The organism is Leptospira kemamanensis (assembly GCF_004769665.1).
In the GTDB taxonomy this organism is placed as follows: domain Bacteria; phylum Spirochaetota; class Leptospiria; order Leptospirales; family Leptospiraceae; genus Leptospira_A; species Leptospira_A kemamanensis.
This window is the reverse complement of sequence record NZ_RQGG01000019.1, coordinates 112,718-136,667: the sequence shown is the minus strand read 5'-3', so window position 1 is coordinate 136,667 and position 23,950 is coordinate 112,718. Positions and strand designations below refer to the sequence as shown.

At 38.2% G+C, this 23,950-nt stretch carries 18 protein-coding genes and 1 pseudogene; 9 read left to right on the top strand and 10 right to left on the bottom strand.

Annotation, left to right across the window (positions count from 1 at the left end; all coding sequences use genetic code 11):
• Window positions 1-343: 343 nt before the first annotated feature.
• Window positions 344-2,572 carry an ATP-binding protein gene (locus tag EHQ59_RS08220; RefSeq protein ID WP_135619155.1) on the top strand — a complete coding sequence of 743 codons (2,229 nt, stop codon included), beginning with the start codon at window positions 344-346 and terminating at the stop codon, window positions 2,570-2,572.
• Between the two features lie 32 nt (window positions 2,573-2,604).
• Here the strand turns inward: EHQ59_RS08220 and EHQ59_RS08215 are convergent, their stop codons facing one another.
• The 3 genes from EHQ59_RS08215 to EHQ59_RS08205 form a co-directional block, all read right to left on the bottom strand.
• Window positions 2,605-4,287, bottom strand: a complete 1,683-nt coding sequence (locus EHQ59_RS08215) for a sensor histidine kinase (RefSeq protein WP_135619153.1) — start codon at window positions 4,285-4,287, stop codon at window positions 2,605-2,607.
• 99 nt (window positions 4,288-4,386) lie between these two features.
• Entirely contained in the window at window positions 4,387-5,154 is a 768-nt protein-coding gene (locus EHQ59_RS08210; protein WP_135619150.1) for an indole-3-glycerol-phosphate synthase, read from the bottom strand.
• 9 nt (window positions 5,155-5,163) lie between these two features.
• Window positions 5,164-5,496 carry an STAS domain-containing protein gene (locus tag EHQ59_RS08205; protein WP_135619147.1) on the bottom strand — a complete coding sequence of 111 codons (333 nt, stop codon included), beginning with the start codon at window positions 5,494-5,496 and terminating at the stop codon, window positions 5,164-5,166.
• A 60-nt stretch (window positions 5,497-5,556) separates the two neighbouring features.
• Between EHQ59_RS08205 and murD the strand changes: the two genes are divergently transcribed.
• On the top strand, window positions 5,557-6,954 hold the full coding sequence (murD, locus tag EHQ59_RS08200) for a UDP-N-acetylmuramoyl-L-alanine--D-glutamate ligase (protein ID WP_135619145.1): 1,398 nt from the start codon (window positions 5,557-5,559) through the stop codon (window positions 6,952-6,954).
• Window positions 6,955-6,969: 15 nt separating this feature from the next.
• On the opposite strand, the gene EHQ59_RS08195 is transcribed toward murD, so the two are convergent.
• From EHQ59_RS08195 to EHQ59_RS08165, 7 genes and pseudogenes are all read right to left on the bottom strand, one after another.
• Complete coding sequence (locus EHQ59_RS08195) at window positions 6,970-7,806, bottom strand: enoyl-ACP reductase FabI (RefSeq protein ID WP_135619143.1); 837 nt, start codon at window positions 7,804-7,806, stop codon at window positions 6,970-6,972.
• Between the two features lie 71 nt (window positions 7,807-7,877).
• On the bottom strand, window positions 7,878-9,851 hold the full coding sequence (locus tag EHQ59_RS08190; protein ID WP_425270132.1) for an HD domain-containing phosphohydrolase: 1,974 nt from the start codon (window positions 9,849-9,851) through the stop codon (window positions 7,878-7,880).
• Window positions 9,852-9,902: 51 nt separating this feature from the next.
• Complete coding sequence (locus tag EHQ59_RS08185) at window positions 9,903-10,904, bottom strand: hypothetical protein (protein WP_135619139.1); 1,002 nt, start codon at window positions 10,902-10,904, stop codon at window positions 9,903-9,905.
• Entirely contained in the window at window positions 10,901-13,246 is a 2,346-nt protein-coding gene (locus EHQ59_RS08180; RefSeq protein WP_135619137.1) for a tetratricopeptide repeat protein, read from the bottom strand. Before EHQ59_RS08180 ends, EHQ59_RS08185 begins: the two co-directional genes overlap by 4 nt.
• 96 nt (window positions 13,247-13,342) lie before the next feature.
• Window positions 13,343-14,737 carry a flagellar hook protein FlgE gene (gene flgE / locus EHQ59_RS08175; RefSeq protein ID WP_135619135.1) on the bottom strand — a complete coding sequence of 465 codons (1,395 nt, stop codon included), beginning with the start codon at window positions 14,735-14,737 and terminating at the stop codon, window positions 13,343-13,345.
• A 116-nt stretch (window positions 14,738-14,853) separates the two neighbouring features.
• A pseudogene (locus EHQ59_RS08170) lies at window positions 14,854-15,348 on the bottom strand (flagellar hook capping FlgD N-terminal domain-containing protein); the annotation flags it as partial.
• A 43-nt stretch (window positions 15,349-15,391) separates the two neighbouring features.
• Complete coding sequence (locus EHQ59_RS08165; protein WP_135619131.1) at window positions 15,392-17,044, bottom strand: flagellar hook-length control protein FliK; 1,653 nt, start codon at window positions 17,042-17,044, stop codon at window positions 15,392-15,394.
• Between the two features lie 180 nt (window positions 17,045-17,224).
• Between EHQ59_RS08165 and EHQ59_RS08160 the strand changes: the two genes are divergently transcribed.
• From EHQ59_RS08160 to EHQ59_RS08130, 7 genes are all read left to right on the top strand, one after another.
• The gene (locus tag EHQ59_RS08160; RefSeq protein ID WP_135619128.1) at window positions 17,225-18,262 is read left to right on the top strand and encodes a sulfate ABC transporter substrate-binding protein; all 1,038 of its coding nucleotides are present in this window, start codon (window positions 17,225-17,227) and stop codon (window positions 18,260-18,262) included.
• A gap of 3 nt (window positions 18,263-18,265) precedes the next feature.
• The gene (gene cysT / locus EHQ59_RS08155) at window positions 18,266-19,093 is read left to right on the top strand and encodes a sulfate ABC transporter permease subunit CysT (protein WP_135619125.1); all 828 of its coding nucleotides are present in this window, start codon (window positions 18,266-18,268) and stop codon (window positions 19,091-19,093) included.
• The gene (gene cysW / locus EHQ59_RS08150) at window positions 19,090-19,893 is read left to right on the top strand and encodes a sulfate ABC transporter permease subunit CysW (RefSeq protein WP_135619123.1); all 804 of its coding nucleotides are present in this window, start codon (window positions 19,090-19,092) and stop codon (window positions 19,891-19,893) included. Before cysT ends, cysW begins: the two co-directional genes overlap by 4 nt.
• Window position 19,894: 1 nt before the next feature.
• Entirely contained in the window at window positions 19,895-20,959 is a 1,065-nt protein-coding gene (locus tag EHQ59_RS08145) for a sulfate/molybdate ABC transporter ATP-binding protein (protein ID WP_135619121.1), read from the top strand.
• A 68-nt stretch (window positions 20,960-21,027) separates the two neighbouring features.
• Window positions 21,028-21,753, top strand: a complete 726-nt coding sequence (locus tag EHQ59_RS08140; RefSeq protein WP_135619120.1) for a phosphoadenylyl-sulfate reductase — start codon at window positions 21,028-21,030, stop codon at window positions 21,751-21,753.
• Window positions 21,754-21,759: 6 nt separating this feature from the next.
• A complete protein-coding gene (gene cysD, locus EHQ59_RS08135; protein ID WP_135619117.1) occupies window positions 21,760-22,668 on the top strand; it encodes a sulfate adenylyltransferase subunit CysD in 909 nt (302 codons plus the stop codon).
• Entirely contained in the window at window positions 22,668-23,900 is a 1,233-nt protein-coding gene (locus EHQ59_RS08130) for a sulfate adenylyltransferase subunit 1 (RefSeq protein ID WP_135619115.1), read from the top strand. Before cysD ends, EHQ59_RS08130 begins: the two co-directional genes overlap by 1 nt.
• Window positions 23,901-23,950 lie beyond the last annotated feature (50 nt).

The following is a 23,950-nucleotide window of genomic DNA, read 5'->3' as shown; positions in this document are numbered from 1 at the left end:
ACTCAATCACCGTTTCACCATCATTGGGAATGTACACTACAAGTCAACCAACTATTGTAAAAATTGTCCCGGATTCTTCCTGTTTTTTTCAGTTTTTTTCCCATAAAAAGGAAAAGAAAAAAATCAAATCACTCACATCCAAACAAAATTCGAGAATAGAATGAATTGTTTTTATTTCCTAATTGACCATTCTACGGCACGCCACTGAACTAATACACGTTACTCGCCACTATTCCTATTTTAGAAATCTCCCAAAACAAGAAATGTGAAATTATTACTTGACCATTCTTTGGAATCAAGTCTGTTAATGGGCAATTCTAAGTAGGGTTAAAAGTAAGAAACAATGAAAGTATATACGAAGATTTTATTATTCTTTAGTATCACTTTCATTTTCTCATGTTTAGGAGAAAAACAAACAAACCCAAGGATCATCCAAGGAAATTTGGATTTAACCGAATACGATTTTAGAACCGAAAAACCTTTCCCTTTGTATGGAGAATGGATTTTTACACCTGGAGTTTTTTTACTCGTCCCATCACAAGAAAGTATCTTTGTTTCCATTCCTGATATGCCAAATTGGAATGCGCTTCTCAAGGCAACGAAAGAAGAAGGTTTAGAAATAGGCACCTACCAAATCACAATTAAGCTCCCTAAAGAAAAATCACAGATCGCAGTTCATCTACTTGCCATTCATTCTGATTGCAAACTTTTCCAAGATTCTGAACTCATTGGTGAATTTGGTTCCTTAGAAGACGAGAATAGCCCTCTTGATCGTATGCCGAAATTGTTCACCTTAAAACCAACGGACCAATCATCCATCAAACTTACGTTATTTGTCAAAAATCGCTTTTACAAATGGGGTGGCTTACGCATTGCTCCCATTTTAGGATCAGAAGATTCTATTGAAAAGTCCATCAGAATATCTCAGTTAAAAGAAACCATACTTGCTGGAGGCCTATTTTTTTTGGGATTGTACCAACTTGGAATTTATTTCACACGGCGAAAAGTGAAAGGTTCATTATACTTTTTTTTATTCTGTATTCTTATGTTTTTTCAAATATTAGTGACCGGGACACAAAGCTTATTTTTAGTTCTCGGAAAAGAATACGGTGAGCTTATCTATCGCATTGATCTTTTTTCAGAATACACTGGTGTGATCTGCGGCCTCTTGTACATCCATTGTTTAACTAAAGAATACATCCACCATAGCTTGGTTTATGGATATTCCCTTGTTTTACTCATACCTATCCTAAATACTATCTTTGGAAGTTTACAATCCATTAGCCGTTACCATTTTGTGGTTCTATGTTTGGTTATCTTAGCTCTCCTTTTGATCTTTTATTTAATCTTTCGTTACCTGAAAGACAAACGATCTGGTTCCATTTACCTGGGATTGTCTGTGATCTTACTCATTATTGCTGCTTCCAATGATATCATACTCACTTTGTTACACAAACCAGGGCAAATGTATTTAAATATTGGATTGTTATTATTTGTTTTTTTCCAATCTCTTTTTTTATCCAAACATATATCGGGAGAAATTGTTTCAGCAGAGATCAAATTTAAAGATGTATTATTCCAATTGATCCAATCAGAAAAACTATCTTCGATTGGTATGACGGTGACAAGTGTTGCTCACGAAATCAATTCCCCTTTAAGCGCAGTGATCCTTACGAGTGATTCCATCAAAGATAATGTATCCGATTTTTTTAGACAAATACCAAATCTGGAATCCATTCAAAAAAACAGTTATCCTTTTATACTCTCATTAGTCGAACAGGCAGTCCTAGAAAAAGAATTACCATCAGGTATCGAGTATCGTCATAAAAAAGCTGAGTTCTTGGAAATTCTAAAGGAAAAACAAATTTCCTATAGCGACCAGTATGCAGATGTATTCATCAATGTAGGAATCAAAGACATTCCAGAAGATTGGATCCAAATCTTAAGCAGGTTCAATTCGATTTCTTTAGTGCTGTTGGCAGAAAAAATAGTGAGTATTTTACAAGGAACAAATGCCATCCAAACAGCAGCGAACCGTGCGATCAAAATTGCCCAAGCTCTTAAAAACTTTACCCATTTTGATCCTAAAGCAGAAATCAAAACCATCCATCTTGCTGATTCTTTACAACAAATTTTGACCATCTTACAAGGATCGATAAAACATGGAATTGAGTTAAAAACAAATTTTGTGGAAATTCCACCTATCGAATGTTATCCAGATGAATTAAACCAAGTTTGGACCAATATGATCCAAAATGCGATTCAATCTATGAATGGAAAAGGAAAACTCATCATTGAAATCAACCAAACCATTTTGAAAAATAAAGAGTTTGCCTATGTGAGTATTGAAGATTCAGGTCCTGGAGTACCAAAAGAAATTTTGGACAAAATTTTTGATCCATTTTTTACAACGAAACCCATCGGACAAGGGACTGGACTTGGTTTGTACATCTCGAAACAAATCATAGAAAAACACAAAGGGATCATCGACGTGATTTCAACAAAAGGGAATACGAAATTTATTGTATATTTGCCCTACCAAAACAAATCAAATTCCATCACCAAACATTAATCATTAGATTATAAAAACTAAATTTTAAACCTTTATTTCGGATCTGGCAATCGGAAACTAATGGTTGTTCCTTTCCCCTTTTCACTTTTTGCCCAAATCTCTCCCCCATGCAATTTGATCAATTCATGGCATAAAATCAGTCCTAAACCCGTTCCCTTTTCCCCTTCCAAACCAATACTTGTCAATTGTGCATCCAAACGGAATAATTTTTCCAAATCGGCACTATCCATGCCCACTCCATTGTCCATACATTCAATCCGCACCCCATCTTCCTCTTCGGAAGCGGAGATTTTGATGAGTCCATTTTCTCTAGTGAATTTGATCGAATTGGAAATCAAATTTCTAAGCACAGCTTGGATCATTTCGGAATCAGCATAAACGAAAGAAAACTTCTCTGGAATCTCAATAAGCAACTGGATTCCTTTTTTCTGAATCGGAACTAACATCTGTTCGGAGATACTGGATACAATTTTCCTTAAATTGATTTCCTTGGGGCGAAAAGGCATATTACCAGTTTGTGTCCTTGCCCAATCCAGAAGTTGTTCGAGAAGGCTATACACTCGAGAAGCTGCTTTTTGTATCTCAAATATGGTATCTTTTTTTTCTTCATTGGAATACGAATCAAACTCTGAATACAAAAGTTCAGTAATTTGTTTGAATGAACCAAGTGGATTTCTTAAATCATGAGCAATGATCGAGAAAAATACATCTTTCGTGCGATTGGATTCACTTAATAAAGTTTCAGATTTGTGTAAGGCATCAATGGCTTGGTTTTTCTCATAGACTTGTGCTCTTAATAATTTGGTACGATCCAACACCTTTTTTTCCAATTCAAAACGATTCGCAAGAAGTCTTTGGTATTGTAAGGTGATAAACTCAGCAAGGATAGCAAACGGAATGAGAAAAGAAATCAGATAAATATAAGAATCAAAGATACCAGGTTGGATAAAGGGACCAACTCCCATCTTGGTCATAAATACACTCGATAAGTATAAAACAAACACACCAAGAGTGATCCCTTTGATTTGAAATCGATAACCAATATAAATTAAAATTAAAAATGATAAAAAGAATAAAAAAGGAAATTGATAAACGATGATGCCTTGAATGGAAACAAAAATAACGAGCCATAACAAAAGAGGTGGTGAGATATCTTTCCAACCCATCTTCCTCCAGGCCATAAACATGGGAACAGTGATGAAAATGCCGATGGTATCACCAAAAGTAATGACAAGTAACGTTCTGAAAATTTCAGCATCACTTAGTTTATCAAAATAACCAAACGAATCTAAAATTACACCAAGAATCAAAATCGAAACTAAACTTGATAAAAAAGCAACATATAGGATAAAATAAAAATTATCTTTTGTAGAAGTCAGATTTTTACGAATCTTTAAATTCCAAAAGAAATAAGAAAGTGTGGATTGGAATGCATCCACTGAAGCAGTGAGACAAATACTCAAATAAACTTGAAACAGAGAAAGATTGTGTTGGCTACTGATGAGACCATCTTTGTTTGCAAGGAAACTAGCTAACCATACAAATGGGATGAATCGATAACCAAAAAATAAACAGCCAATCAGACCAATACCCGAAGGTATCCAAAGAACCGCTAAATTCATTGGATGGAAGGCAAAATAAGACATTCCTAATTTGGCTGTACCAATATAAATACAGAATAAGAAGATGACCTGAAATATTGACTTCCAACTCATAAAGGGTTCTACTAACCTCCAAATGAATTGGGAAATGCAATTTAAAACAACCTTAAAATCTTTCCTTTTCTTGGAATGATTTCGTTTATTTTTAAGTGTTTAAATTGACTTTGTTCCGTGTAAAAGGGAGTGGAAATCGCGGGAAATGTTCGGGCTTTTCATAAAATATGTTCCAACTAACATAGAATCAATCATTCCCATGTATTTTTGCCAATCCTCAAACGATTCAATTCCAGATTCTGCGACTCGGATGATCGATGGGTCGAGTTTCGGGGCAATTTCCTCAATTAGATTTTTATGGATTTGGAATGTATCTAAATCTCTTGTGTTGATCCCGATGGTGGTTGCGCCTGCGTCGAGTGCCACAAAAACTTCCTTTTCATTATGGGTTTCCACGAGGACAGATAGTCCCAATTGATGTGCATGTTTGAGAAGAGATTCTAATTCGGTTGGTGTTAGAATACGGACAATGAGTAAAATGGCTGAGGCACCAAAAGCATAAGCTTCATCAATTTGAATGGGATCCAAAATAAAATCCTTTCTGATGACAGGGAGAGAAACAGCACTGGCTACTGATTCTAAATCACGCAAAGAACCAAAAAAATACTCTTCATCCGTGAGAACGGAAATGGCACCTGCCCCCGCATTTTCGTATTCTTTGGCAATGGTGACTGGATCATAAGATGGTCTCAGGATTCCCGCACTGGGGCTTCCTTTTTTGCACTCAGCAATGACGGAAACAGAACTTGTTTTGAGGTGGGATTTCCAATCTCGAATCGGAATCTTTCGCGTGGGCAAAGATCTCCCACGACTTTCTTTGATTTCGGAATGTTTTGTTTCTACAATTTTATGTAAAATAGGATTCAAAGCGATTGGTTAAAATGATTTTAACGCTGCTTCTTCTGTATCATAAATATCGAATAAAGAAGTGAGTTCGATGACGTCAAAAATCCGTTTCACAGCTGGTTTGATATTGGAGATCTTTAGAAATCCCTCTTTCGAGTTGAGTTTACGTAATGTAGAAATACATGCGCGAAATCCGGACGAAGACATATACTCAACGTCTTTCATGTTGAGGAGAACCTTTCTATGACCTAAAGAATCAATGAGTTCTGTAAGTCCCTCTTCCACTTCATTTGCCACAGAAACGTCCAATCGACCTTCCAAATATACGACTAGTTTTCCGTCTTTCACTTCGTGTTTCAGCACCGATTTACCCAACCTGATATGATTTTACAAAATCATCGTATTTTAGCGGAGTGTCAATCAATGTTTTCCAATTCCATCCCTAGCCCCGAAGACCTAAACAAACTACACTCCTTCCTGATTTTAGGGGGTGGATCTTCTGGTGATTCCGCGGCAAAACTCCTGCTTTCCCTTGGAAAAAAAGTATCACTTGCAGACAAATTTCCCGAAAAAGCAAACTCTGAATTGTATACAAAGATTTTGTCAGACAATGTGCCACATGAGTCATTAGAAGGCATAGATTGTATCATCAAAAGCCCAGGAATCCTTCCAGACCATCCCATCTTAGAGTTGGCGAAACAAAAACAAATTCCGACTTTAAGTGAAATTTGTTTAGGAAGAATTTTCTTCAAAGGAAAAATCATCGGCATCACAGGAACAGATGGGAAATCAACCACAACCGCTCTAACCCATCACTTATTGCAAAAAAAATTTCCGAAAGCGAAGATGGGTGGAAACATAGGTGTTCCCTTTACTTCGTTTTGCCAAGAAGACATTGAGGTTGTTGTTTTAGAATTATCAAGTTACCAACTAGATGATTCACCTAACTTAGAGTTAACGGCATCGGCGATTTTAAATTTAGCATCTGACCATTTAGAAAGACATAAAACAATGGAAGCCTATGCTCTCGCAAAATGGAAAATTCAAAATTTGTTAGATGTCCATCACCAATGTTTTGTGAATCCGAATTTTTTTAAATATACACCTTTCCCGAAACCAAACTCAGATTTTCTACATTGTATTGGAGAAAATGAATCGTATTTTGTGAGTCAAAATCCAAATCAAGTTCATACAAAAACTTTTGTATATGATGCGGAAAAATTTCCATTAAAGGGTAAACATAACTTAATGAATTTATGTTTTGCCATTGCTCTTGCCGAAACAGTGGGAATGGATCCAAAGGATATACAATCTCAATTGGAAACTTTCCACGGTTTGCCTCATCGATTCCAATCTATAGATTCAGAAATCTTACATCCCGATTACAAACTGGTTCGTTTTATCAATGATTCCAAATCAACGAATCTACATTCTATGTTATCAGGAATCTCAGGGTTTCAAAAAGAAAATTCCATATATCTACTATTAGGTGGGATTCCCAAAGTAGAACCTTTAGAACCTTTTCTCAAACGATGGAAAGAATTGGAATGTCCGTTGTATGTGTTTGGAAAAGCAAAAGAAGTTTGGAACAAAGAACTGAACGAAATGGGTTTACCCGTATTTTATTTTGAAGATTTACCTACTTTACTTGTAGGATTAAAATCAGAGATCTTAAAAAAGATTAAAAATGAAAAAGAAATGGGCAAAGTGGAATCCCTGACAGTGATTTTTTCACCAGCAGGGGCCAGTTTCGATTTGTATAAAAACTTTGAAGAACGTGGGAACCATTTTGTGCAACTCGTCAAACAAAACTTTGGTTAACCCACGGATTTCATTTTATCCTCGTATGTGATATCCTCCATCCACATGTCGGATTTCTCCTGTAATGCGATTGGAAGGGCGAAAGAGATAACACACTTCTTCCGCTAGGTCTTTTGCTCTCGCATTTCCTAATGGAGAAGAAGTGTGGCAATGGATTTCCGCTTCTTCCAAACCTTCAATTGCAGATCCAGCTTTACTGGCACGATACGGAGAAAATCGGATCGCATTCACTTGAATTTCTTTTTCTTTTCCGAGTTCCATCGCCATTTCTTTCACAAGGCGTTCTAAGGCAGCTTTTGCAACACCAATGTTTTTGTAAGGGTGTACAACAACTTTTTCGGCTCCAAGATAACTGAGAGCAACAATAGAGGCACCCTTTGACAAAAGATTTCGGTTGTAAAGGCTTTGTACAATTGCAAGTAAGGAAAAGGAAGATACATTCATCGCATCCATAAATTCTTCTCTGGAGACAGTCATGATCGGTTTTACTTTCCCTTGGCGGATGGTTTTGTCCATAGCGATGGAATGTAATAAAGAATGAATGGTTTCCTGTTTTTCCTTCAGGAAATCTCCAAAGGAATCAATACTTTCTTGGATTGTCACATCGAGTGGGAAAGTGATTACATCGTCACCTAACTCTTTTTTGACGGTGTTTTGGAAATCAGAATAAGTGCGGTCTAAAAAATTAATACTGTTTTCTGATAAATTTTTATGGAATGGGGTTTTCCCAAGTCCTGTGCAAATGAGTTTGGCACCTTGGTCTTTACATTCTTTGGCTATAATCAATGCGAGAGAGGACGCATCTGTAATCCCAGTGATGATCACCGTGCGACCTTTTAAAGTTTGGTTCATGTCTCCTCCTAATGCTTAGACACAGAAGTTTCGGAGGTGCCTTAAAAGACGAACTTTTTTTCCTGTTTTTTCTAATGTTTGTGCTGAATTTTTTCGTAGGCCCGACTCTCAATAAAGAGATCGAGGAGATCCCCATCAATGTGTTGGTCACGGACTTCCATTTTCAAAATATCAAAGGCACGTTCCAGTGGGACTGCTTTTTTATAAGGGCGGTCTTGGTCCGTCAGAGCATCAAAAATATCAGCGATTGCCATCATTTTCGCTTGGACGGGGATCTCAACGGCAGACAATCCACGAGGGTATCCCGATCCATTTAATTTTTCATGGTGGCCATGGGCAATGCTTGGAACCATTTTGAGTTCTCTTGTCCAAGGAATTTTGGATAAAAATTGAAAGGTATGTTCCACATGGGATTCGATTTCTCTTCGTTCTTCAAAATCTAAAGAACCTCGTCGAATCGATAAAAAATTAAATTCTTTGGGAAGCAGTAAACTCAACTGATTCCCTTCTGTTGTATGGTAACTCATCTTAGAAATCTCTTCTAAAAAGTTTGAATTCCCTTCTTCCAAAATGGTTGGTTCATTGGAATCTGTGATGACACGCACCATCTCTTCCAACTTTTCTTTTTCTAAGGCATATTCCAACTGGATTGATTTTTCAAACTGAGGATAACCGTTGTTACCATGTTTTTTTAAGTATTCAATTTTCTTTTGTGCAAGTTTCGCTTCGACATCTTTTAATATAAACTGAAATCGCCAACGAATGAGATCTAATTCATAATCTTCTAATTTTTTTGCCTTAACTAAAACTTTTTCGCGAACACCAACTTTTCCAAAATCGTGTAATAAGGAAGCGTAACGAATTTCTTTGATTTGGGATTCATTAAAATTGACGTCCTTAAAGCGACCTACTTGCACCCCATTTACTGATTCGGCAAGTCCTACCGTGTATTGGGCCACTCGAAAGGAGTGACCTGATGTTGTTGGGTCCCTTGATTCAATTGCGGATACACTCGCTGTGACAAAACCTTCAAATAGAGTTTCAATGTCATGAACCAAATTATTGTTTTGGATGGCAACTGCCGCTTGTCCCGCCACAGCCATCACCAGTTCTTCGGAATATTTGTCATATTCCAAAACAGAGTTGGTTTTCATTTCCTCTAAACTGAGTTTCGTTTGAAAATTCTTTTTCCTGTTGATGAGTTGAATCACACCAACGACTTCGTCATGGTGGTCTTTCATGGGAACCACCAACATGGATTTTGAATAATAATTACTCATGCGATCAAAGTCGCTATTGAATTTGTATTCTTCTTTGCCAGAAAGTTCGTAAACATTGGGAATGTTTAATTGTTTACCTGTAAACGCCACATAACCAGCGATACTTTTTTTGTTGATGGGTAGGATGAATTCATCGCTACTCAAATCCAATGCGGAAATTTTAAATCGTAAATTTCTTGGATTTCCCCTTTCGTCTTTTTCTACCAAATACAAAGAGCCTGAATCGGAGTTGGAAATCTCACGAGCAGAATTCAAAATATCACGAAGTAATTTTGTGAAATCTTTTTCATTGGCAAGACTAATACCGATTTTTGTTAGTTTAGAGATTTCGTTTGTGGAAACATTGATTCGTTTCTGAAGTTCAAACTTATCCACAATCATCTGTAAGCTGGTAAATGCATTCACCAAATTTTTGATCAGAAAAATTAATGGTGCATCATCAGGAACATTTGTAAAAAATAAATCTTCTTCGATGGACAATGCCATATAACCTGTGTAGTCGATCGGAGCACGGACGATGATATTGGACATGACCGTGGGATGTTCTTTTAAAAATTGGTGGATTTGTTCGTGTTTGTTTTCTAACTCGTAACGTGAAATGTAAAACAAAACTTGGATGATTTTTCCTTGGGAATCAAAATCTGTAGTTAGTAATTCAGCGAGAGTGAGAACCTTGGTTTTGAGTTTTTTAGAATAATCGGCAATTTTACCTTCAAAAAAAGGGTCATCCGTGATGATGTATTTCGAATCCAAAGCTTGGTTCACAGAAATACTATCGACAGCAAAAAATTCACTGTCGATTGTTTTTTCAAAAATTTAATCTGTCTTCGGTTTACAAAGTAAAAGAATACCAAAAACCAAACTGGAAATGAGATAAAAACTTAAAAAATAAAGAACTTGGACTCCTAACAAGACATAGGGTGCATGGCTCCAATCTTTTGGTTCGAGGAGTAAAAATGGTAAAAAAACACCAAGAACAGATGGAAACAAAAAGGATACCACTCCTCGTTTCCCTGAACTAGACCAATCCAGTGTATCCAAAAGAAAGTAGAGCCCACGACCCATCATGCCCACAAAAAAGGCAATGGGAAGTCCCAGAAGTAAATCAATTCCCAAAACGGAGGAGAAACTAATAGTTCCGATCCACATGCCGATCTCCGCTTCACTCAGGTAGGTAACCTTTAGGATTTGGGAGACCAAAGTGAACCCGAGCAAAGAGGAGAGTCCCAAAATCACCGCCGATGAAAGGATTTCTACAAATTCATAATTCGAGGAAAAAGGAGATAGAAGTAAAAGAAATGAAGGTAAAAAAAGAAATCCAAATTGCCCTAGAAAGTCATCCGCTAACTTTGATTCGGTTGTTTTGGGATGGGTCCAAAACATCTCCCGTGACCAAACAAATGCTCCTAACGAAATGGTGAAGGGTAAAAGGAGAGATTTGTCTTCTGCATGGAGACCTGTTTGGAAGATTTGGATCCAATAAAAAAAAGAACCAAAAAACAAATACAAAACTAAGGTAATAGCAAATCCAACACTGCGACGAAACGAAAAAATCCGATCTTCTAACGCATTATAGGTGAAAAAGGATACCAAATTAGAAATGGTTAGAATTCGAAATAAAGACTTTGTTTTCCAACCAGTGATATTCACTCCCAAACGCGAAAGACTGATTAAAAGCAAAACCGTTAGGATTAAATTTGCCACCCAGTAGAGGAGTAACAGTTGTTTCTCTTCTGGAAGGGTAACCGACCGAAAACATTTGAATACTAATACTAACGAAATCAAAAAGAAAAGGAAATCTATTTCTAATGAAATCATGGCATCACCTCATCACTGATACTGAAAGGAAGGATGGAATAAGGTGGCTCCCCATTTCGGTCTAGGCTTTGGAAATTATGATGAAACCCTCGGATGGACTGATTTCCAATGAGGATAAACTTCTCTTTTCCTTTTGGTTTTAAGAGGATACTTCGATTGAAAAAATACAATACAGGATTGTCTTTTAATTCTTTGCCTAAGATTTGAAAATGAGGTTGGATTTTTGTATAAGGTTCATAAATATCTATGGAATTCGCCGCTCGGATCACAATTGTTTTGTGTTTCAGGTTTGGGATGGGACGATTTCTTAGGATCCAATGATTGGGGTCATTGTATTCAGTTTGGAAATCCCCGACTCCATCTGCAGAAAGGATGCGAATATTGGAAAACCCATATAATTTTTCTTTGAGTTCTGTTTTTACTTTTTTCAAAAACAAATCCACTTCCCCAGGAAGTTCCCAAAGTACGACTTCCATTTTAGGAAAATGTTTGGCTACTGCTTGCGAAGTGACTCCTGGGTATTCTGGATGATTTAAAGCAGGGCCTATGTCTAAAAATACAATTTGATTTCCTCTTTCATGTAATTTCAGATCACCAAACAGTGATTTTCTGAGAATGAGCATGGGTTTGGAAAGATAAGCCGATGGATTTAATAAATCATCTAAAAATAAATTGGTATCTTCCAATCGATTTTCATAGGTTCTTGCGCGAATTTCTTCATCTTGGGTTTGAAAGAGATAACGTCCCGTATAAGAACGGATGGTTTTTTCTTCTAAGTCAGAAAAAAGACTACCATTTGGATAAGACCATGTATACGGATAAACCACCTTTCCGATTTCAAAACTTGCATCTGTGGGAAGTGGCAGGATTTGTCCATAAGGAGATAGTTTTACATATTGTTTATAAAAAGTTTCCGACTGTTCTAAATTCTTTCTTTGTAAGGATAATATACTTAGGTTAAATAGAGTTTGTCGGTAATACAGTTTGTCTTCGATGGCATAAGTTGATTTGGCATTTAAGATAGATTCCCAAATGGATTTTGTGATACTCCAATTGCCTTCTGCATACTGTGCTGCACCATATAATAATAAAGATTGTAAGGCAATGTCGAAATTAGGTATGGAAGTTTCAAAAATTTTCTTTCGTTGTTCTTGTAAAAGAGAAATCGCCCCTTCATACCGACCTAATTTGTATAACACTAAGGCTAAATTATAATCCAAATAAATGGACTGGTAGACATTACCCAGTTTTCCTTGGATCCCTGAAAGTTCATACGCAGATAGTTCAAGTTGGTTCAAATCATGAAGCAATAATCCATAAAAATAGGAATTCTCAATTCCCATTGGATCGAGAGTTAATCCCAATGTTTCATAGATTTTTTTAGCCGATGTCAAATAAAAGATGGCTTCTTCTTTTTTTCCATCTAAGACCAAACTTTTACCAAGTAAGGAAATGGTATCGGCATACTCACTATGGAACACTAGTTTTGAATTTTCTTTTTCTCGTTTGGCAGCATTGGCAAATTCAATTGCTTTTGCGTATTCTGCTTTTGCAAAATAAAATTCAGATATGTTTTTTGCGATATGGAATCTTAACTGAGATTGGATTTTTGGATTGGAACCAACTTCTTTCCATATGTCTTTTAGGTTCTCTTCCGTTTGTTTTTCCAAACGAAGTTTGTACCATAAAAATTCCGTATATTCGATTTTAAATGGTAAGGATTGGAGAAAACTCTTTCGTTCCTCCAAACTGGATTTCACTTGCCATTCGGAAAGTTTTACAAATTCTGATTCGGAAAGGATCTCTTCTTTAGAAAGCAGTGACCATTTAGGAATACGTTTTGTCAGACGATTCAATCGAATGGTTTCTTCTAATAAATTTGTAAGTGCATTTTGAATCTCAAATCCGAGTGTACCCCGTTCTTCGTATTTGATAAAGACCGATTTTCCTTCTGCTGTGGATTTGGACTCCACATAACGGAGTTTTGGTGTAAATGTAATTCCTTTTACATCCCATTGGAATTTGCCTTCTAAAATCATCTCGGAACGATTTTGTTTTACAGGAGTCAATTCAGAATGGATTCCTAAATAAACAGCATCCGTTGTCTTTTGGAATTGGGCATTGACCAATTGTTTAGAAATTTGAATGGTTTTTGGATCAAAACTTTCCCCTTTCGGAAGAAACTCACCTAAACTAAAAAAAATAACAGTCTCAGGTGTTTCTAAAGTAATCGGTAAGGACTCTTTTTTGATGACTTGTTTGACTGAATAGTATAACGGGGCGTAGGCGATCGCCGCAAGAAGGATAAAAACGAGGAGAGTATTTTTTTGGAAACGTGACAATTGGCAAAATTCTAAAAGGTTTGGTTTGACCTAGTTTGTTGAGAATTTTGCAGAACTCAAGGAAAAAACGGGGTTACCCCCGTTCTTCCACTATTCTTATCGTTTGAGACCGAGGACTTCTTGGATCATCTGGTCAGATGTCACAATGGTTCTCGAGTTGGCTTGGAAACCACGTTGTGTCACGATCATATCCGTGAACTGGTCAGAAAGGTCAACGTTTGACATCTCAAGGAGCCCCGCGTTGATTTTTCCACGACCTTGGCTTCCTGCTTCCCCAATATTCGCTTCCCCTGAGTTCAGTGAGGAACTATACATTGTGTCTCCTTCTTTATTGAGACCTGCTGGGTTTGTGAAGTTGGCAAGAGCGACTCTTGCTAGTGGTTGACGCACTCCATTAGAGAAAACACCAGTCACTGTTCCTGTGTTATCGATGGAAAAAGATTCCATATAACCCATTGGGTAACCATCTTGTTTTACCGCTTTGGTTGTGAAGTCAGAAGAGAATTGTGTGATTCCACCCACAAGTCCTGCTTCCCCAAGATTCAAACTGAATTTTTGAGCGGTTGGATTTCCGGGAATGCGGAAGGAAATGTCTGCTTTTAGTTTTCCTGTCGTTTGAGAATCCACTCCATCCGATACACTGATGATTTTACCATCTGGTGTGAAGGATACTTCGAGTTCTGTATTACCAGAAACACTTGTGTTTTCCCCACCAGTTCCGCTTACATCCACGGAAACTTGGCTTGAGTCTTCTAATTTAAAACGCATTTTCCAAACGTTTTCACGCATTTTGTAAAATTCCACACCCATTTGGCGAGTGTTTCCTAATTCATCATACACATTAATAGAAGTTACATGGCCTCTTCTTTGGCGAGGATCTGGATCATTGATATAACGTTGGATGTCTTCTTCTGTAGCGTCAGGAGGAACTGCTGCTACACTTGCATTGAGGTTCGATTGGAAATCTACGTTTTGTGTCGCACGAGCAGGTTCTTTGGAATAGAGAGGGATCACGATGTCTTCGAGAGATCCTGCTGAGTTAATGTATTTATTTCCAGATTCATCGAGTCTAGAATTCCAACCTTGCACTTTGAGCCCATTGGCTGGGTTTACATAAAAACCATTTTTATCTACGTTGAAGGCACCAGCACGAGTATAAAACTGTTTGTCTCCATCTTTAACGACAAAAAATCCTTCTCCTGAAACGGCAAGGTCTGTATTTTTTCCAGTGGTTTGTAAAGCACCTTGTGTCATGATTTTATCAATCGCAGCAATGAGAGATCCAAGACCAACTTGTTTTGGGTTTGTTCCCCCAATCCTTTCGTTTGGTTCAGATGCACCTTGCAATTCTTGTGAGATCATATCTTGGAACGTTACTCGTTCTGTTTTAAATCCATGTGTGTTAACGTTAGAAATGTTGTTACCAATAACATCCATTCTAACTTGGTGGTTTTTCAATCCGGAAACACCGGAGTAAAGTGATCTCATCATAACGTTCTATCCTCTCTTTTTTTATCGACCTTTTTCAATTAATCCTGATAAGCTTCTTGTTTTTTTAACGTATTGTTCGGAATCTCTGGAGGATTCATTGGGCGTTGGAATTGTGTTTCTGATTTTAATAACTCTGGATCAGAGATTAAATTAATTTTAGAAACATCAAGCATACGACCGTTCACACGAACATAGGTTTTGCCTTCGTTGTCAAAAAGAATCGCACCGGCAAGACCAGTGACATCTTCTCCAGTCACTAAATCAGGACCGGATACAATTTTTCCTACGACCGAATAACTTTGTTTAGATTCCATTCTGGCAATTCCAGAGGAGATGTTTTTCATCTGCTCGAGTGATGAAAACTGTGCCATCTGCGCAATGAAGTCTTTGTCTTGCACGGGGTTTGTTGGATCTTGGTGAGAAAGTTGAGTGAGAAGAAGTTTTAAAAAATCATCCTTCCCTAACTCTTTTTGTTTTTCCCTGATTTCAATTCCCTTTAATCCACTTTTATCTTCTTTTTCCAATTGATCCAAATGTTTTCGGATATTAAAACTTCGATCCCCTTCGAAGTATTTGGTTCTTGCTGAATTTTGTGTAGAGATATCTGACATTCCGTCTGGCATATGGTCCTCGATTTTTATTTCTATTTGGGATTTAAGCGAAAAATTCTAAGACTTTGGAATCTTCGAGTGGTGCCATTTTCTCTAAATCGATTCCCTCTTCCGTTTCCAAAAGGTCCATTTTTCCTCGGTTTTTTGCGGTTTCGATTAGGGTTTGGTAAAGTTCGTTTTGGTTTTGTCTGTCAGCAAACTGACTTCCATCGTCCCACAAATCAATGATGAGAGCTTGTAAATCAAGTCCTGATTCCTTTAGATTTTCTTTAATGGTTTGGATTTCGTTTTGTAAAGATTTTTGTAACTCTTCTGATTCCACCAAAATGCGTCCTTCCACCTTTTCACCGTCTACGGTTACTTTTAAAGTTAGGCGGCCGTATTCCTTTGGATTCATGATGATTTCGGCACTCGACTTTCCATTTTGTACGATGTCAAACTTCGCTTGTTTGATCAGTTCATCCAAATTTTGTTTTAGATTGGTTTCTTTTGGTTTTTCTGATCTCTCAAGAGTTTTTACACCATCTGCTTTCGAATGGAGTTTGTTTTCCACCGAATGTAAGTTCGAACCTTGTCTAGAACCTTTGTCATCCGTTGACTTTCCATTTTCTTCTCCCATTTGGGAAGAGGAAATCGTTTGGACTGGGTTTGTGAAAGTTGTATCTGCTTTTAATTTTTCGTTTTGAAATTGATTTTTGTTTTCGTTTTGTTTTTGGAATTCTTTTTCTTTGAATCCAAGGGAACGAATCATTTTATCAGAAGTGATCGATACATTCGTAGTTTCTTTCTCAAGGAAAGAATCTGTGGAAGACAAATCTTGTTTTCCATTTTTAGAAGATTTGCCTTTGGAATCTGTTTTTCGTGTTGTTAGTTCTGTTTGGTTATCATATTCCAAACCACGAAACCCTTTGTCTTTTGGAAGAAAAGAATTCACAACTGTCATTGCACTTGGTGTATTTTCGTTTTTTTGTGAAAGGGAATTGGTAATTGACTTTGGGTCCTTACCATCCATTTCTTTTGTAAGTTTTTTTTGTGCGTTTGGAAACATCACAAGATTGGATGAGTTCGTTTCAGATAAGGTTCGTTTGGTGTTGAAAAGGCTCTCTTTGGAATCGGCAAAATTCATTTTGAGAAGACTTTCCGCCAATTGTTTTGTTTCTTCTAAAAAACTTTTGGATTCTTTAGAAGCGTACATACTATGTTTCTCAGCAGATTTTTGAAGAGAAAGAGCCATGGTTTTTTCTTTTTGAAGTGATTCGTTTGCTTCGTTTGCAGGAAGGAGATGTTTGCCAAACAAAGACTGGTTGGATAATATGCCAATGCTATATTCTAAAGCATCACGATCTAAATCATCTTCCTCTGTAGTTTCTTCTTCTCCCTCTTCACTGGATTTTTGAGTAGAAGTGGATTCACTTGATTTCTGGGAAACATCGGAAACGGAAGAAGGTTTGGATTCTAAATCACGATTGGATGTTGTTTCTTTGGAAACTTCGTATGAATTTTGATCTGCACTGAGTGGTTTCCATTCCGAGTGTGTTGTCGGTTTCTCCGAATGGATTTGGAATTCACGTTCCAAAATTTCACCAAAACTTTCTTTTACCGCAAAATAGTTGTTATCGGCACCATCACGTTTGTCTGTTCTCAATTCAGCTTGGGGGAAAGGAATTAAGTTTTGTTTGTCAACGTTTACATTCATTGGGGTGCCTTCTCCCTTAAGGATCGAACTTCCCCAGATTTCCTTGAGAGAATTATCTTCTTCCTTTCTCGGTTTATGTCGGGAAAGGGAAGTGAATCCGAAAAAGCATATGTTTTTCCATTGACAAATATTCACTAAATTGGAGGATGAGTTTGTTTTATTAACCAAAAGGGCGCAAAAATGAAAAAAATACCCGAATTCCTCCAATCTAAGCCTAGTTTTTCTGCCATATTGTTCATTTTTTTAGGAATTGTGACCAACACAACCGCGTTTGCTGAATCCAGTTTTCTTCACGTGTCCTTTGATCCTACTCGGGAATTGTATGAAGAAATTAACAAATCCTTCTTAAAATCATGGGAAGAGAAAAAGGGATCCGAGTTTTCGATCCAACAATCTCATGGTGGATCAGGAAAACAGGCACGCGCTGTCATTGATGGTCTCGATGCAGATGTGGTAAGTCTTGCTTTATCTTATGACATTGATAATATTGCCAGCAAATCGAAGTTAATTGAACCGAATTGGCAAACCAAATTCCCTAATCAAAGCACTCCTTATTATTCAACGATCATTTTCCTAGTGCGCAAATCGAATCCGAAGAAAATCAAAAACTGGGATGACATTGTCAAACCAGGAATTTCCATCATCACCCCCAATCCTAAAACCAGTGGTGGGGCTCGTTGGAATTATTTGGCGGCATACGGATATGCCAAACGTAAATTTAAGTCAGATGAAAAAGCCAGTGAATTTGTCAAAGCCCTGTTCCAAAATACATCCGTTCTCGATACGGGAGCTCGTGGTTCCACCACTACATTTGTGAATCGCAAAATTGGGGATGTTCTCATCACTTGGGAAAATGAAGCAAAACTGGCGTTAGAGGAAGAAAAACGATCTGGCAAAAATAGTTTAGAAGTGATTTATCCTTCTGAGTCCATCAGAGCCGAAACTCCTGTTGCTGTTGTCACCAAAACGGCGACACAAAAAGGAAATTTAGAAAAAGCCACAGCTTATATTGGGTTTCTATTTACGAAAGAAGGACAAACGATCATCGCAAAACATTTTTTTAGACCCACTGATCCACAAATCGCAAAATCCTCGGCCAAAGATTTTCCGAATTTGAAATTATTTTCTCTATCCGATTTAGGGGAAACTTGGGATACTGCACAGAAAAAACATTTTGCAGATGGTGGAATCTTTGATTCTATCTACAAAACCAAATAATCGATGCCAATAGAAACACGACCGTACAAAAAAATACATTTAGGGATCAGTTTAGGATTCACAGTTTTTTATTCTTCGGCGGTCGTCATCATTCCGTTAATCGGTCTTTTTTATCATTCCCTGGGAATTGGATTCACAGGGATTTTGGAAGTTTTTACTGATGAGCGCATTCGTTCTGCGCTTTTTTTAAGTTTTAGTGTGGGACTTGTCTCCGCTATCCTCAATTTATTCATTGGATTTTTATTTGCTTGGGTTCTTGTTCGTTACCAGTTCCCATTTAAAAAATTTTTTGATACCTTAATCGATTTACCGTTCACTTTGCCCACGGCGGTGGCAGGGATTGCTCTTACCACAATTTATTCACAATCAGGAATGATTGGTTCCTTGTTTGACAAATGGGGAATCCAAATTGCTTACACTCCGATAGGCATTGTGATCGCTCTTGTTTTTATTGGTTTTCCCTTTGTTGTAAGAACAGTTCAACCTGTCATCGAAGAACTACCCAAAGAATTAGAAGAAAGTGCACGTTGTCTCGGAGCCACACCGTTCCAAATATTTTGGAGAGTTTTGTTACCAGAACTTTGGCCTTCCCTTCTTGCAGGAACTGGGATGGCGTTTGCCCGTAGCATTGGAGAATACGGATCGGTGGTATTCATTTCTGGAAACCTGCCTGGTAAAACAGAAATTCTTCCATTACTCATTGTCACCAAACTGGAACAATACGAATTCGAGAAAGCAACTTCAATTGCCCTTGTGATGTTACTCACATCCTTTTTCTTTATGTTTCTCATCAATTTTTTCCAAGAACGGGCATCTAAAAAACTCACATGAAATCTAAACTTTTGCCCATTTTCCTTGTATTACTAGCCTACACTCTTTTTGGCATCTTATTACTTTTGCCCATTTATACTGTGTTTACCGAGGCATTTTCAGAAGGTTGGGAAAAGTATTACGCATCGATCACAAGTGAATATGCACTCTTTGCCATTGGACTCACCATAAAAGTGTCTTTTGTTTCCGTGATTCTCAATACGTTTTTTGGTATCACAGCCGCTTTTACGATTACAAGATTTACCTTTCCTGGAAAAAACCTTCTCATAACCATCATTGATTCACCCTTTGCTGTTTCGCCCGTTGTGTCTGGTCTCATCTTTTTGTTGTTATTCGGAAGACAAGGAACCTTTGGTGAGTTTTTAGCGGAACATAATTTGAAAATCGTTTTCGATACACCTGGCCTTATCATCGCCACAGTGTTTATCACCTTTCCCTTTGTTGCAAGAGAACTCATTCCACTCATGCAAAGTCAAGGTCGCGAAGAAGAGGAAGCAGGTATGTTACTCGGTGCGAGTTTTTTTCAGTTATTCTATCGAATCATTTTACCCAATATCAAATGGGGATTGTTATACGGGATCATCCTCTGTAATGCGCGAGCTATGGGTGAGTTTGGTGCGGTGTCTGTTCTCAGTGGACATATCCGTGGAAAAACAACAACCCTTCCCTTGTATATAGAAATGTTGTACAATGAATTTGATTCCGTGGGTGCCTTTGCTTGTGCGACCTTACTTGTGTTTTTATCACTCCTCACTTTAATCTTCAAATTGATTTTAGAAAAACGAACCGAGAGATCTTAATATGCCAATTGAAATACAAAATGTCCATAAAACCTTTGGGTCGTTTACTGCTTTAAAAGATGTTTCTTTAACCATTCCTGATGGAGAGCTTGTGGCTCTTCTTGGTCCTTCTGGTTCAGGAAAAACCACCTTACTTCGTATCATTGCTGGACTTGAAGAACCTAGCTCTGGTTCTGTGCAATTTATTGGAGACGCGTTGTCTCAATCTAAAATCCAAAATGGAGAAGTAGGTTTTGTATTCCAACACTATGCTCTCTTTCGTCATATGACCATTGCAGAAAACATAGCCTTTGGATTGGAAGTCCGTCCCAAAGCGACGAGGCCTTCCAAAAAAGAGATCCAAGAAAAAATTGCAAAACTACTTACCCTCATCCAATTAGAAAAATTTCATAACCGTTACCCACATGAACTTTCTGGAGGCCAAAGGCAAAGGGTTGCCCTGGCACGTGCCCTTGCCATTGAACCAAAATTTCTTTTGTTGGATGAACCTTTTGGTGCACTTGATGCCAAGGTCAGAAAAGAACTCCGCAATTGGTTACGAAGACTTCACGATGAAATTCACATTACTAGTGTATTTGTCACTCATGACCAAGAAGAAGCACTTGAAGTGAGTGACCGGATTGTGATTTTAAACCAAGGCCAACTCGAACAAGTGGGAAGTCCAGATGAAGTGTACAACAAACCTAAATCACCCTTCGTCTTTCACTTCTTAGGTGATGTGAATTTATTTCATGGAAGGATTGAGGAAGGAAAAACAAAAATCGGAAATCTCGCTCTCGAAACTTCGGAACACGAGAACATCAAGGAATCCGATGCCGTTGCCTATGTGCGTCCTTATGATGTAGAAATTGTCAGGGAAAAAGACCAGGGGATCGCAGCCGAGATCCAATACATCCATTCCACTGGCCGAAATGTCCGTGTGGAACTGAAACGAGTGGATACAGGCACCCTCATTGAATCCGTTCTCGAACAGGAAATCTACAAATACTTGAATTTACTCCCAGGAGAGACCGTTTACCTGCGAATCAAAAAGGCAAAAGTTTACGTGGAAGACTTCTCTATCTAATAATTTCCGCTAATATACTTTACAAATCGTCCAATATACAAAACATTGGATGCTAGGACGGGATCAAAATGGGAAATTTGGAAGTTTTGACAGAATCTTATGCCAATCTATCGCTTGTCGATGGCCTGAAACGTTTGAGTGCCGAATTTCCTGGCAAAGTGGTGTTTACCACTAGTTTTGGATTGGAAGACCAGGCCATCACTCACGCCATTTGTAGCGAGGCCATCCCGATCCGCATCGCCACCTTGGATACAGGACGCCTTTTCCAAGAAACCTATGATGTTTGGCAAAAAACAAACATCCGTTATGGGGCAAAAATTGAAGCATTTTTTCCGAATGCAAAAGAGACTCAAAGTTTTGTGGAATCCTATGGTCCCAATGCATTTTATGATTCACAAGAATTACGAAAGGAATGTTGCCGAATCAGAAAACTGGTCCCACTGGATTCCATATTACACGGGATGGAAGTTTGGGTGACTGGACTTCGGAAAGAACAATCCGGATTTCGAACGGAGATGTCTTTGTTTGAATCGGACCCTAGCAGAAATTTAATCAAATACCAACCACTCCTCCATTGGAGTTTTGAAGATACTTGGAAATACATTCGCGAACACAATGTCCCCTATAATGTGTTACACGACAAAGGATTTCCAAGCATTGGTTGTGCTCCTTGTACAAGAGCCATAGAACCAGGTGAGGACTTTCGCGCTGGCAGATGGTGGTGGGAAGAGGAAACAAAGAAAGAATGTGGGTTACATTGGGTAGATGGAAAACTCACACCAAAAAAAGGATAAGAAATTATGACTAGTACCCATCGACTTTCTCATTTAGACCAATTAGAATCAGAAGCCATTTATATCTTACGAGAAGTGGCAGCTCAGTTCGAAAGACCAGCTTTATTATTTTCAGGTGGTAAAGATTCCATTTGTCTTGTCCACCTGGCTCTAAAAGCCTTTCGCCCAGGAAAGTTTCCTTTTCCACTCGTCCACATTGACACAGGGCATAACTTTGATGAGGCGCTAGAGTTTCGTGATGCACTCGCAGAACGAATTGGAGAAAAATTAATTGTACGTTATGTACAAGATTCCATCGACCAAGGAAAAGCCGTTGAAGAAAAAGGAAAGTTTCCAAGTCGAAATGCCATCCAAGCGGTGACCTTACTCGATACGATCGCTGAGTTTAAATTTGATGCCTGTATCGGTGGAGCTCGTCGCGATGAAGAAAAGGCAAGAGCGAAAGAACGCATTTTTTCTGTCAGAGATGAATTTGGATCTTGGGATCCCAAACTCCAACGCCCTGAACTTTGGAATATCTATAATGGAAAAATCCATGTAGGGGAAAACGTTCGTGTATTTCCCATCAGTAACTGGACAGAACTTGATGTTTGGGAATACATCCGAAAAGAAAACATTGATTTACCTTCTTTATACTTTTCGCACCAACGAGAAATTGTTTGGCGAGAGGAATTGGTATTTCCTGTCTCTAAATTTATCAGTTTAGACAATTCCGATAAAGTAGAAACAAGAACCGTTCGGTTTCGCACAGTTGGTGACATGACTTGCACGGCAGCCGTCGAGTCGGAAGCCAATTCTGTGGACGATATCATTCGAGAAATTCAAATTTCCCGCACCACCGAAAGGGGTTCCCGTTTGGATGACAAACGTTCGGAAGCAGCGATGGAAGAGAGAAAAAAAGGTGGGTATTTCTAATGGACATTTTACGTTTTATTACTGCAGGAAGTGTGGACGACGGAAAATCCACTCTCATCGGACGATTGTTATACGATAGTAAATCAATTTTCCAAGACCAATTGGAAGCGATTGAACGCGCAGGCCAAGTAAATGGACAAATCAACCTTGCTCTTTTAACTGACGGCTTAAAAGCAGAACGAGAACAAGGCATCACAATTGATGTGGCCTATAAATACTTCTCCACTCCGAAACGAAAATTCATCATTGCGGATGCTCCGGGTCATGTGCAATATACACGCAACATGGTGACCGGTGCTTCCAATTCAGATCTTGCCATCATTCTCATTGATGCGAGAAAAGGTGTGATTGAACAAACCTATCGACATTCTTACATTGTATCTTTGTTACGACTTCCTTATGTCGTTGTTTGTGTGAACAAAATGGATCTTGTGGATTTTTCAGAAGAGGTATTCTTAAACATCCAAAAACAATATTTGGAATTTGCAAAAGACTTAGACTTAAAATCCATCCACTTCCTACCCATCTCGGCCTTAAATGGTGATAATGTAGTCGACCCATCTGCGTCTATGCCTTGGTGGAAAGGGAAATCCTTACTCCACTTTTTAGAAGAAATAGAAATTCATACTGAGGAAGAATCCCCTGCTCCCAGATTCCCTGTTCAAAATGTAATTCGTCCTCAAACGACAGAATACCATGATTACAGAGGTTATGCGGGTCAGATTCGAAGTGGTCACTTTGCAGTAGGAGATTCGATCACAGTATTACCAAGTGGACTCACTTCCAAAATCAAAGCCATTGATACCTTTGATGGATCACTGACCACTGCTTATGCACCTATGTCTGTGACCATTCGATTGGAAGATGAAATTGATGTGAGCCGTGGTGATATGTTAGTGGTGACAGGGAAAGAACCTACCATTTCCCAAGACCTCGAAGCTCATATCTGTTGGATGGACCAAAAGGTCATGACTCCAGGTTCCAAATACCTACTCCGCCAAACCACAAACGCTGTAAAAGTTTCGGTTCGTTCCCTCGAATACAGAGTGGAAACAAGCACTCACGAAAAAACAGAACAACCGAACCTTGGTTTGAATGAAATCGGAAAAGTCACTCTTCGCACCGCAAAACCTGTCGCATACGATCCTTATTCTAAGATCAGAGGTACGGGGAGTTTTATCTTAGTGGACGAAGGAACCAACCAAACCGTAGCCGCAGGGATGTTATTGTAGAGAATTTTGAGAATTGGAATCCAATGGTGGATTGAATTGATTTGAACTCA